Raw genomic sequence first — 12,384 nt, 5'->3', positions numbered from 1 at the left:
CGTTCCGGCGCTCACACCGACTGGGCCGAACGACGACGAAGGGCCGGAATCCCTCACGATTCCGGCCCTAATGTCGACCTTGACTACCTCTGTTCCCATATATCGACCCCTGTTACGGCGGACCGGATGCGGCTGATTCTGAAGGCCGCCGATGAGGACGCGACGGTTGCTCGAACTATTACGCGTACAAGGCCGTGGACCCGCCTGTCGCCAGCGTCCCAGGATGAGGTCGTTCGTAGGTACTCAGACGGCAGCGCAACGTCGACCGCCCTCGCCGAAGAGTTCAAAGTCGCGAAGTCAACCATCCTCCGGATCCTCCGCGAGAACAACGTAGTCGTCCGTCGTCAGCCGCTTACGGGCACGCAGGTGACTCAGGCCAAGCGGCTGTACAAGTCCGGATTGTCGCTCTCGGAGGTGGCCGCGCAGATGTCGGTTAACCAGGAAACGATGCGCGTTGCCATCATCGCCGCTGGAGTGAAGCTGCGCCCGCCGACTGGCGGCCGCAAACAAAAGAGCCCGCACATCCGGTAACTCGACTCACCCCAACCGGATCCGGAGCCTACGCGCCCGCTCCTCAAATGCAGGCTTGCCGCCCTCGAGGATTTCGCACACCTCATCTCGCACCGTCGGGTTCTCGAGCCCTCCAGAGACGTACGTCAGCTTCGGCAGCCCACCGGGCACGTGTGCGCCCGCATTCGCGACAATGACCTGATCGGCATCGGTGTTCACAACCAGGTTCGCGTTGTGGGTGACGATGATGATCTGACGCCGGCGCCGAGTCTCGACGAACCGCCCAACAAGCTCGTCGAAGATCGACTTCGGATCGAGGTTCTCTTCCGGCTGGTCGATAATCAGCGGCCGGTCGTCGGACTGGTCGATCGCCAAGTAGAGCAGAAGCAGCACGATGCCACGTGTACCCGGCGAGAGCTGCTCGATATCGACGCCGTCGTACTGCACGCCGTAGCTCACCGTGATGTGGTCAGTGCTGTTCAGCCAGTCAGAGACTTCTTTGCCCCAGGCCCAAAATGCCTTGGAGTCGGTACGCGGCACTCTTGCCTGCTCCATGAGGTGCTGGTTGTGATCAGCCCGGAAGGTGTTCATCGCCTCCGCGACTGCAGTGCTCGCGCCGTCCTGCCACGCCGGGAGCAGCGTGTCTCTCGCAACTCGGAGCAGCTCGCCGCGGCCTCGGAACTCACCGGTGCGAAGGTCCAACAGGCTCTCGCCGCGCGTTGCCCACGCCTCGACATCGACGACACGGCGCACGCTGAAGTTCAGCTTGCCGAGCGTGCCCAGTTCTGATTCCAGCATCTTCTTGAGCGGCGCGTACATCGCGGTGAGCTCGTCTTGTTCGGCGGCAAACCCATCGAACAGGGACGAGTACGCCTGCTTGCGCTTGAGCTGCAGTGCCTTGATTCGGTCGCTCGCGCCCGACGCATTGGCGACCTTCTTGTCGGCTGCAGTGAGGAGCGACTCGTTCCGCGCGATGCGCGTGTTCAGCGCCTCGAGTTGCTTCTGCTTGTCGCTGTCGAGGCCGATCAGGTGACCCAACCGCCATGCCTCTGTCCGGAGCACGCTCAGGGTCTCCTTGGTGAGGTCTGCGTCATCGGCGACAAACGCAGGCATGTCGGTAGGGGGTACGTCTGGACGTGTCGGCATGACGCCGGTGAGGTCGCTGATGCTGGTCTTCACGGCGGTCAACTTGGCGTCGAGCGTGGCGACCGGGTCTCCGACGAACTGGATCTCGAATGCTTTCCACTCCTCGGCAGTTAGGCCTGCGGCTTCGTGATTACGCATGAGGGTCGCGGTAGCGCCCGGCAACCGCCGATCCTTCAGGTCCGTCGTGGCTGCGCGCAGCTCCCCGAGAGCCTGCTCGCGGCGACGAAGCCCGTCGATCGCGGCTTGCCTGGTAGCGAGTTCCGCGTTGACCTGATCAAGCCGTTGAGACCGCGCTTCGCCGCCGACGATCACGAGCTTGCTCCGCGCGCCTTTGTCCTCGGTCAGGACCTTGGTGAGCTGAGCTTGTTCGATCTTGAGGGTCGGGAGCTGGTCTAGCGTGGCGCGTTCCGCGTCAATCTCAACAGAAAGTTCGTCGATCTCTTCCTTCGCGTATTCGCGCAGACCCCGGCCGTGGCTCGCCCGGATGTCGAGCAGTTCCCGGAAGGTCGAAGCACCGAGCCGTTCCTCGAACGGATGCGCCTCGAAGATGACGCGCTCGATCTCCTCGAGCAGCTCGTCTGTGATGCCTTCGGACGAGCAGAGCCTCTCAACAAACTGCTGAGACAGGTACTGCACGGCAGGCGTCTCGTCGGGGTCCACGATAGGAGGGAGTGCGGCGTTGGTCGTGCGGCCATCTGCCCAGGTCAGGTCCACGCCGGCACCTTCGACGTGCCGCTTGGCACGCTGGAGGAAGGTCTTGTCGGTCGCGTCGTCGCTGGCTGCCCCCGCGCCGGCCGCAATGAGATCAGCAAGAGCCGTCTTTCCTGACCCGCGCGCGCCGATGATCGCGACAAGGCCGGGCGAGACCGGCACGCTTCCGTTGCTGAACCACGGAGCGCCGCTAACGGAGATCTCTTGGATGACACGGTGCGGCAAAGCACCAGACGGCGGCGTCTCGGCAACGGTGGCGCGCTCGCGCGGCTCCAGGCACGCCTGACGGAGCGCCTCGAACGTCGCGTCGCCCTTGATCCAGGAATAGCGGTTCTCTGCGGGCTTCCCGACGGCGGCAAGGCTGTGTGCGTCGCTTCCGTGGAGGCACACCTTCACGCCGTCGTACTTCTCGTTCAGAGTCTCGATCGAATCGACACCATCGCCAATCCAGAAGGCGCGCTGCTTGGGCGAGCTCGCGAAGATAACCCGGGCGACGCGCTCGATCTCGGTACGCACGGCGGCAAGGGAGGCGCCGTCATCGCGCACGCCAGCAGTTCCATCAGTGGAGCTGGCGGCGACCGCGACGATGATGTGCTGCTGCGCCCACGCGCTCTCGGAGAACGACTTCTTCAGGTTCTCCATCGTGACCTTGAAGAGGTTGGTTCCCGCGCTGAGAGCGGCGCCCTCGCCCATGATCTTGGAGTTGGACTTCTTGCCCAGGCGAATGAGGTCCGCCGGATTACAGACGTAGGTCTCCTGGCCGTACTGGAAGGTCAGGGTGTTGAGAAAGCGCTTCGCCTCTTCAACGTGGTCGGGATCTTCCGGCGAGATGAGCAGGTGGATGTTGACCGGATTGGTCGAAGTCGCAGTGGGCAAGCGCATCTCGACATTGGCGAACACGAGTCCGACGTCAGGAAGACGGCCATCCTCCTTGAATGCGACAACCTTCTCGTAGTCGGCGATGCTGTAGTAATCCGTGACTCCGAGCGCCTCGATGCGAGGCTCCGATTGCTCGATGCGCGTTAGGTACTCGTCCCAGTCATCGGCGCCGAACTGGTTGTTCAGCGCCGTCCCCGGTGCGTGGATGTGCGGATCCCACCGCCGCCACACGGAGCCCCGCGGGTCTGCTGTCGAGGTCACAGGTTCCAACTCCCCGGCACGGAGCGCGCGTAGTCCCCAACGCCGATCGCTTCGAAATGCTGCTTCGCCGACTTGATCTTGGCGAGCTCGGTCGGTCGGAGCTTCGAGTCGTCGAGCGTGCTCTTCGTCTCCCGAATCATGTACACGCGATCCTCGCCGTCCTCGTGCTTGATGATGGCCCAGTCCGGGTTGTACGGCCCAACCGGAGTGTCGATCTTGAACTTCGCCGGAAGCTTCATGAAGAGCTTCACGTCTTCGCGACCGTCCAGGAGTTCGGCGAACTGCCGCTCGACATCGGAGTCGTAAACCACGTAGTCGAAGTCTGTCTTCTGGGCGTTCTGCACCTTGTACATCTGGTCGAGGAAGCGTTCCTTCTCGTCGTCGCCGTCCTTCTGAAGTTCCCGGAGCTCGTACACCGAGCCGGAGATCTTCTCGTACTGCACGCCCTCGACAACGATCTTCGCGAGCTCGGCCTTCATGAGCCGCTTAGCCATCGCGATATAGTCGTTCGGGTTCCCGAGGAACTCGGATAGCCGATCGCTGCCGATCAGGATGTCCACGATGGTCTTGCGGGTCAGGGAGGTGGCCTCCTGCAACTCCGCGATGATGTCCGGGAGGTCGTAGCTACCCTTCAGATCTGCGGAGCGGCTGCCGAGTTCTTGACCCTTCGCTCCCCCGCGCAGCACCTTGACGCCTGCCCGGGTCACCTGAATGCGTAGTGGATCGATCTTCGGAGCTGCCTTGATCGCCTCGACGGTTTTCTCGACGATCTGCTCGCGGTCGACGCTGACGCGATAGGTAGTCCGGCGGCTGATGGCGTGCCAGAACTCTTCGAACTCGGGCGTCGCGTAGAGCTGCTTATTGACCTTTCGGGAATGACGCTTGCTCGCCGGCTTCACGTATGTCCCGATGTGAGCACGCGCAATGAGGGCAGTGATCTCGGGCTCGTAGTCGACGTAGATCTCGGGGAGGTTCAGGCTGAAGTCGATGGTGTTCGGCTGGAACTTCGCGGTCACCTTGCCGTCCACGATGAACTTTTCCCGAGCGAGGTGCTCCCATACCGAAGCCGATCGCTCGTACCCGAATAGGTCATCGGTCAGGTTGCCGTCCGCCCCGATGAGCGGGATCTTCGAGAACTCGCTTCGCCGAACCGCACCGATCTCGACGCCAGCAGACTTGTACTCGCTCTGCAGACTCTTCGCGAAGGCCTGATATGACTCGTTGGCGACGACCGTGAGCGTCGCGATGCCGGGATCTGCAACACGCACGAAGCCCTCGTCCGTCTTGGTAACGGGTAGGCGAAGGCCACGTCCGATGGTCTGTCGGCGTTCGACCTCTGCACCCATCTCGCGAAGGGTGCAGATCTGGAAGACGTTTGGGTTGTCCCACCCCTCGCGCAGCGCGGAGTGGCTGAAGATGAACCGGACATCTTCAGCCTCATCCAGCAACTGCTCCTTCGCCTGCATGATCAGCTCATAGGCGTCGTCGTCGGCCTTCGTAGCGCCGGTGCTGTCCTGGGCGATCTTCGTCTTGCCGCGTTTGATCTCGGAGAAGTACGCACGGCGGAGCGCACTCGGATCTTGCGGCAGGAGCTCTCGATAGCGAGCGAGCTTGGCGCGCTCTTCGACGAACACCTCGTCGAACCACTTCACGAAGTCACCATCGGCGGTTGCGTTATCTGTGCCGTCGCCCATGTAGCTGGCGACCTTGTCAACAAAGAACAGGCTCAAGACCTTGATGTTGCGGGGTCGCAGCATTGCCTCTTTGCGGAGGTGCTCTCGAACGGTCTCGCGGATCATCTCCTTGTAGATCGCCCCGGACGATCCACCGATGCTCTGACCTTCCTCTAGGAAGCCGTGGAGGGTGAGATCGATGAACGCTGGCTCGATGCTCATCTCATTGATGCGCCAACCGTCGTAGATCGGGTTGTTGGTCACGCGCTCGTCGGAGAGCTCCTGGTGCTGCTTGACACTGACCACGCGGCGCTCACGAGTGCCGTCCGCTTTGAGGCAGGAGAGTTCGAGCTTGGCAGTCCAGGACGGCTCCCGCTTAACCTCGACCAGCTTGATGTACGGAGTCGCATCTGCGCCCTGTTGCTGGACGTCGGCGACCACGATCTGCTTTACGAGGCCGAGGTCGTGTGCGTCCACGGGATCGAGTCGGTACACGACGTTGCGCTGCTTCTTGTGCGTAGCGCTGAAGCGGAGCGTCGCGGCCGGGTCGAGCTCGCTGACCGCCGACTGCGATAGGAGAGACTCCATGTTCTGCGGCTCGTCCATGATCACGACGGGATGCGTGGCCTTGAGGTAGTCGATAGGACGCAGCCCGTTGAGCTTGTCCTTCGCCTGATGGATGATACGCGTGTTCGCGGTACCTCGGATCGCGTCGATCGTCATCACGAGAATCTGGATGTTCGTGGCTGTCGCGAAGGACTGTACGTCCTCGGCGTTCTTGCCGCTGTACACGGAGAAGTCGAATGGCTGACCAGGGTAGAGGTCGCCGAAGTGGCCACGCATCAGGCGGATGCTCGTCGCCACCCCTTCTCGGATCGCCACGCTCGGGACAAGGATCACGAACTTCGTGAAGTTGTAGTTCTTCGCGAGCTCAAAGACGCTGCGGAGGTAGACGTAGGTCTTCCCGGTTCCGGTCTCCATCTCGATGTCGAAGTCGAGTGCTTCGTCGTAGAGCTTCGGCGCCACTTCCAAGCCGTTGCGGTCCTGGATGCGCTGCAGGTTCGAGAAGACAGTCTCGCGCTCGAGCACGAGGTTGTTTCCAATCGCTCCGACTTCTTGCGTGAGGTCGAGATCGAGGGTTGCTTGCTCCGTGTCCTTCAACACGGCCTGCCCGCGGAGGGTCAGGACGAGCTTGTCCGCGTCCTTCGGTTGGCCGTCGAATAAGTCGACGACCGAGCTCACCGCGTCGAGTTGGTACGGCTGGCTGGGATCGAACTGAAAGCCTGAACTACCCATTACGCCGTCCAGAGCTCCACGTTCTTGGACTTCGCGAGCTGCACCAGATTCGTCTTGAGTTCGTCGTCGCCTTGGAACGCGTCTTCGAGGATGATCATCCGCGTCGGCTGAGTGTCGACGATCGCGCGTAGCTGCTCCAGCGTCGGCTTCGTGTGCTCGTCGAGGTAGGCAAGAACGGCGACGTCACCATCGGCGTCGTGCACAGCGCGCAGCTCAACACCACCGATCACCGTCGTTGTGATCTTCTCCGAGAGCGAGTAGCCCTGCTTGAGCAGGATCTCGACGAGAAGGTCATCCGCGGTCGCATCGTCGGAGCTACTACTGTCACGCAGATCGAGCAGGTGCTGCTGGAGCGCGTCGACGTCAATTTCATTCGTGACTCGCCACTTGGAGAAGTTCGTGTCGGCAAGCTTGTAGGCGCGTACCCCCACATCGAAGTAGCCGCGATCGGTGAGCTGTCCGTCGAGAGACTTCGAGACTGCTTCACCGGCTGCATGAATTCGAGCAAGAGAAATGTTTGCGATCGTCTCGTGACCAACAGACGTGGCCGCATGATCGTCGCTGAGCGGCTCGGGGAGCTGCACTTGAATGAAGCGACGATTGCCCCCATCCTCCGCGTTGAGCTGCATGACGGCATGCGCGGTTGTCCCTGAGCCCGCGAAGAAGTCCAGAACCAGAGAGTCTGATTCGGTAGCTGACTCGACCAGAAGTTTGATTAGGTTGACTGGCTTGGGGTAGTCGAACCACTTTGCATCGAGCCCGAGTTTTCCGATGTCCGCAATTCCCTCATTGGTGGCCATATCCATCACAACGTCCTTGAGCGCGGCCGAATCGACATCCCTAACCTTCGTGAACACCTTCCATCCTGAGGGCGACTCCACGAAGGCAAGATCATGAGTCTCCGCAAGAACCTTGCGTGTGCTCCAACGGAAGGCGTGGTACTTGTTCGTTCCGTTGTTGTTCTTCTTGGGCGGAATCTTTGCGAAGCCAGGATGGACATGCACCTCAGAGACGGGCTCGGTCTTAACCTCTCCAGTCGAGGCGTCGAAGTAGATGTCAAAGACGAGGTTGGGCCGGGTGACTTCGTTGAACGCCGAGTTCGTGTTGTACAACTCGTTCTTCAGGACGTAGGGCCCGCGCTCGTCCGTCTGCGCGGTGTAGTTGAATCCCTTGTAGACCGTTGGCATCAGCGATTTGAGCTTCGACCCAGAGGCGCGGAACTCGCCAGCTTCGTCGCCCCTCCGGGCATAGCAGAGTATGTACTCCTTCGTGCCCGCAGCTCCACTCGCGGAGATCTGCCGCCCCTTGAGGTTGCTCACCCAGACGAAGGTGTTCAGGTAGTTTGCCTCGCCGAAGACCGCGTCGCTCAGCTTCTTCAGGTTGTCGTACTCGTGATCGTCAATCGAGATGAAGATGACGCCATCATCGGTGAGGAGATTCCGCGCCAGCTTCAGCCGCGGGTACATCATGTTCAGCCAGTTCGAGTGATAGCGCCCTTCAGTATCCGCGTTCGTTGAGAGCTTCTTGCCCTCCTCGCTTACTTGCCGCGTCCACTCGAGGTAGGTACCCAGCCCCTCCGAGTAGTTGTCCGGGTAGACGAAATCCTTGCCTGTGTTGTACGGCGGATCGATGTAGATCAGCTTCACGCTGTTGTGGTAGTGCTTTTGGAGGATCTTCAGCGCTTCGAGGTTGTCCCCCTCGATGAACACATTGGCCGTGCTCTCCCAGTTCTTCGAGTTGTCGAAGTCTGGGCGCAGCGTTGCTGACGTCGGCTCCTGGGCCGCGCGGAGCGCGCGTTTCTTGCCCGGCCAGAACAAGCCAAACCGCTCATTGCCTTCGGCAGCGTCGGTGGCCAGCAGCTCCTGGAGCTTGACGACGTCGACCTTCCCGTCGGCTATCGCCTCGGGTGCCAGCTCGGCCAGCTTCGCGGCGAGCTCGGTCTGGAAGTTAGGTGTGGTTGATGGAGTGTCGTGGATGTCGTCGCTCATGTAGGAATCTTTCTCATTACGTTGTGTTAATCGGTGTTCTCGTTCCCGCTACGCGTCGATGCGCCAGCGGATCGAGAAGAGGTGCTCTGTGGTTTGGGTGCCCCGCAGGGATTGCTCGATGAGGTCGAGGAACTGGTCTGCCTCATCACGAAGCTTCTTGCGGGCATCGCGGAACTGCTCATCGGCATCTTCGGCTCGCTGCTCCCACCGACGCGCTTCCTTCTTGAGGCGCAGCTGTTCCATCGGATCGTCCACTTGCCTCGCTCGGCGACGCGCGTCCTTCTCTTTCGCCCGGTAGTCGCGGATGGCTCCTTCGTGTTCCGCTTTGCGATCCTGTTGGTTGCGATAGATCAGTTCTTCCTGCTGGTCGTAGAACCGCGAGTTTCGGCCCTGCACCTCGCGCTCCAGTTCGACTCGACGAGCGTCCAGCATGGGTGCCAGGCGCTCCGTATCGATCTCTATGGACCCGCCGACGCCGATGCAGGCAAGATCCAGGATGTCCGCCACATGCTCATCATCGAGCGTTCCTCCGACATCGGTGCGGCCGGCGGCGAGGATGTAGGACTCGGAGATGTTCTCGTCGCGAGCCTTCATAGAGAAGGTGACCATGTCGACGATCAACTCGCCGCTCTGCCCGATGAGGTCGCGCACTCCTGCCGTGACTCGAACCGACCGCGCCGCGCTGAATGTCAGCTCACGAGACGGAGTGTCGCGGGCCTTGGCGGCCTCGATCACGTGCTGCCCCAGGGGGCTGCCATACCGGTACTGATGGGCGTTCTCTAGCGGCTTGCTCTTGAAGTAGTAGCGACCCGATGGAGCATCATCGACAGGTGAATGGTGCAGAAGGAAGGTGCGGCCGTCGCCCTCGAAAGTGGCATTGTTCTGCAACTCGTGCATCGTCACCGCTAGTAGGAGGCGCTCGAACTTGTTGAGGACGTCTCCCGACTGCGCGTCGTAGGCCTTCAGCCGGTCCTGGACGTGCGGATCGAGGTTGTCGAACACCTTCGATTTCGCGTTCGCCATCTCGCGGGAGATCTCCGGCGCGTACTGGGCTTCCAGCTCAGCGAACGCATGGTCAATCTCCGCATCCGTACGACTGCGGGTGAGGATGCCGCTGATGATCTTCTCGAAGTCGAGACCGTCTTCAATTGCGCCGAGCACCTCATCGCTGGCCCCGAAAACGCTTGAGAAGAGATGGAACTTGTTCGCGAGGAGCTCGAGGATCCGTTGCTCGGCGACGTTGCCCTTGTTCGAGAAGTTGACGACCACGACGTCGAACCTCTGGCCGAAGCGGTGCGCGCGCCCAATGCGCTGTTCGACTCGCTGAGGGTTCCAGGGAAGGTCGTAGTTGACCACCATCGAGCAGAACTGCAGATTGATGCCCTCTGCTGCCGCCTCCGTGGCGATCATGATCGTTCCCTCCGACCGGAAGTAGTCCACGAGCGCCTTGCGCCGATCCGCCGCCACGATGCCAGTTATGAGGTCGCCGTCGCGGTTCGCCTTCAACCACGCCTGGTAGATGGCAGTCTGCTCCGGCGAATCGTTGGAGCCATTGAAGAGAACGATGCCGTCGCCACGACCTGACTCGCGAAGTGTCCGAGCGATGTACTCCTGCGTCTTCGTGGAGTCGGTGAAGATGATCGCCTTCTCAGGCGCGCCGAGTTCTCGCAGCCGTTCGAATCCGCGATCAAGCGCTTCTCCGAGCTTCACCGCCTTCTGGTTGACTGTGATGGAGCGAGCCAGCGCTGCATAGTCGCGAAGCTCTGCGACCTCGGCCCTCATTGCCTCGAGCAAGTGCGGGTCTCCGAACGCTGCGGCTGCCGGGCCGAAGGTTGTCCCGGTCTCTTCCAGTTCCTCCGCCTGCTCAAGCTCGTCGCTCGTAAGATCTTGACCTACGAAGTCGGCAGCGATCAATCCACCTCGAGCGTCGCGGCGCTGGCCGGCCTCGACTTCCAGTGCGAGCCGGTTCGCGATGTTCTCGAGTGTGCTCGCGACTGCATAGGTCGAGGAGCCGAGTCGCTTACGGATGATGAGCGCGGAGAGGTGGCGCTGAGCACCGCCAAACGCGAACACCTCTTCACGCTGAAGGTAGTCGTTGACGAGGTCGTACAGTCGGACCTCATCCAGACTCGGCGTGAACTCGACAGTGAGTGGGAGCCGCTTCGTGAAGTGGATGTACTTGTCGGCATCGCGCCGGAGGGTGCGCTTAGATATTGTGCCTACGCGTTCAGCGAGGTCATCGCCGGACTGATCCCGGTCCTTGATGTACCGCTCACGAAAGGCTCCGAGCGAGTAGAAGTAGTCCGGAGAGAAGACGGATACGAGCCCGTACAGCTCCTCGAGCTTGTTCTGGAGCGGTGTGGCGGTAAGCAACACCGTCTTGTGTGCACCCGCGACGATATGGGCCATAGCTTCAGCTGCTTTGGCCTTGCCCGTCCAGAAGTTGCGGAGGCGGTGCGCCTCGTCAGCCACCACCAAGTCCCAGGCGCGCAGCAGGGACTGCTCATGCCGAAGGGCGAATTCGTACGAGCAGATCAGCACCTCGCCGTTGCGTCCCCCCGCACGCGAGAGCAAGGCGTCCTTCGACTTCGGATCGAGGATGCTGGCAGGGATGAGGAACTTCTCGTAGAGCTCCTGCTTCCACTGCTGGCGGAGGCTAGATGGGGTGACGATCAGAATGTTGCGCCGTCGCTCGGCCCAGTACTGCGAGATGACGATGCCCGCTTCGATCGTCTTCCCGAGCCCGACCTCGTCGGCGAGAATCACGCCGGGTAGGTAAGGGGTCTGCAACGCAAACAGTGCCGCGTCAATCTGATGCGGCTTCGGCTCCACCTGGGCGTCAAACAAGAGGCCAGCTAGCTTGCCGACGTGGTCACTCGCGTAGCTACGCTGCAGCTCGTGCGCGAAGTACTTGGCCTGGTAGTCGCTGAGCTCGTTCACTCAGCGCGCTCCCCGGCGCCGAAGACGCCTGTGTATCGGTCGCGTCGCTGACCCGCACCATTGCTCCCCATAGTTCTGCTGCCGATCTCCCCACGCCGAGCGTGGTCGTTAGTAATTACTTCTGCATTGCCCTCAGGTTATCGACAGCCCTATGTCGCCTCGGGTTTGCGCATTCACGGCGCGCCGAGAGCTGTGCTCAATCAGCCGTGCGCCAATACCTTATTTATAACATGACCAGGGTTTTTCGTGAATGGTCAATGGTGACAGCCCGCTGAGCCGACGCGGGCTGGCAGCCGCAGGGCATCAACGAAGAATGGAGTTGGTCGTCCGGGAGAGCGCATAGCGGCGCTCCATCCCGGACGACCGAAGGTCAGGTGCGTGTCCCGACGTAAGGTCGAACGCGAAGCTGCACGCCGGGCTTCACTGAGCGGGTGAGCAGCATGCACCACAGCGCTGCGTCGAACACGTCGTCGAAGCGTGCCTTCGTTTCGCGCCAGAAGCTGCCGGAGTGAGATCTGGCGTCGAGCGTGAACTTCGTTGCGTCGAAGACGTCGCGGACGAGCAGCTCCGGCACGCCACCGTCGTTCTCCTCGGAGACACCGCTGAAGACGACGTCGCCGCACAGCAGCGGGTGCTGCATCGGGTCGACGGCGTACAGCCACCAGAGCGCCATCGCGCGCTGGTTGAGCGGCGCGTAGTCGCGCTGGGCCGCCTCGTTGACGTAGATCGTGACGCCGATAGCGGGCGCCTCGATCAGCTCGAGCCACCCATCGACCGCCTCCTGGAAGGCGCCGATGTCAGCCATCTCCTGCAGCCGCGGCCGCTGGGATTCGTCGTGCGGGATGACGATGCTCTTGACCATCGACACCATCTCCTTACTGTTGTCGCGGCCGAGAACTCGTTCGTTCTCTTCAAGCCGCGGGGCAGCAACGAGGGCATAGGTGTCGGTGAAGCGTCGAGACGTCCGGGAGAGCACGACG

At 61.5% G+C, this 12,384-nt stretch carries 6 protein-coding genes; 1 reads left to right on the top strand and 5 read right to left on the bottom strand.

Features of this window, described 5'->3' with window-relative positions:
* Positions 1 to 126: 126 nt before the first annotated feature.
* Positions 127 to 531 (top strand): helix-turn-helix domain-containing protein, encoded by a 405-nt coding sequence (locus Q0818_RS12650; protein WP_298875341.1) that lies wholly within the window; start codon positions 127 to 129, stop codon positions 529 to 531.
* Between the two features lie 6 nt (positions 532 to 537).
* Here Q0818_RS12650 and Q0818_RS12645 read toward each other — a convergent pair whose 3' ends face one another.
* The 5 genes from Q0818_RS12645 to Q0818_RS12625 all read right to left on the bottom strand — a co-directional run bounded on the left by Q0818_RS12645 (position 538) and on the right by Q0818_RS12625 (position 12,380).
* Positions 538 to 3,507, bottom strand: coding sequence for a TrlF family AAA-like ATPase (locus tag Q0818_RS12645; protein WP_298875340.1), 2,970 nt, complete (start codon positions 3,505 to 3,507; stop codon positions 538 to 540).
* Positions 3,504 to 6,422 carry a DEAD/DEAH box helicase family protein gene (locus tag Q0818_RS12640; RefSeq protein WP_298875339.1) on the bottom strand — a complete coding sequence of 973 codons (2,919 nt, stop codon included), beginning with the start codon at positions 6,420 to 6,422 and terminating at the stop codon, positions 3,504 to 3,506. Before Q0818_RS12640 ends, Q0818_RS12645 begins: the two co-directional genes overlap by 4 nt.
* A gap of 53 nt (positions 6,423 to 6,475) precedes the next feature.
* On the bottom strand, positions 6,476 to 8,464 hold the full coding sequence (locus tag Q0818_RS12635; protein ID WP_298875336.1) for a site-specific DNA-methyltransferase: 1,989 nt from the start codon (positions 8,462 to 8,464) through the stop codon (positions 6,476 to 6,478).
* 48 nt (positions 8,465 to 8,512) lie between these two features.
* A complete protein-coding gene (locus Q0818_RS12630; RefSeq protein ID WP_298875334.1) occupies positions 8,513 to 11,404 on the bottom strand; it encodes an SNF2-related protein in 2,892 nt (963 codons plus the stop codon).
* Between the two features lie 370 nt (positions 11,405 to 11,774).
* Positions 11,775 to 12,380, bottom strand: a complete 606-nt coding sequence (locus tag Q0818_RS12625; protein WP_298875332.1) for a DUF3846 domain-containing protein — start codon at positions 12,378 to 12,380, stop codon at positions 11,775 to 11,777.
* Positions 12,381 to 12,384 lie beyond the last annotated feature (4 nt).

It is taken from the genome of uncultured Microbacterium sp. (assembly GCF_947489255.1).
Taxonomy (GTDB): Bacteria; Actinomycetota; Actinomycetes; order Actinomycetales; family Microbacteriaceae; genus Microbacterium; species Microbacterium phycohabitans.
Note: the sequence above shows the minus strand (reverse complement) of the source record. Positions and strands in the feature narration are given on the sequence as shown.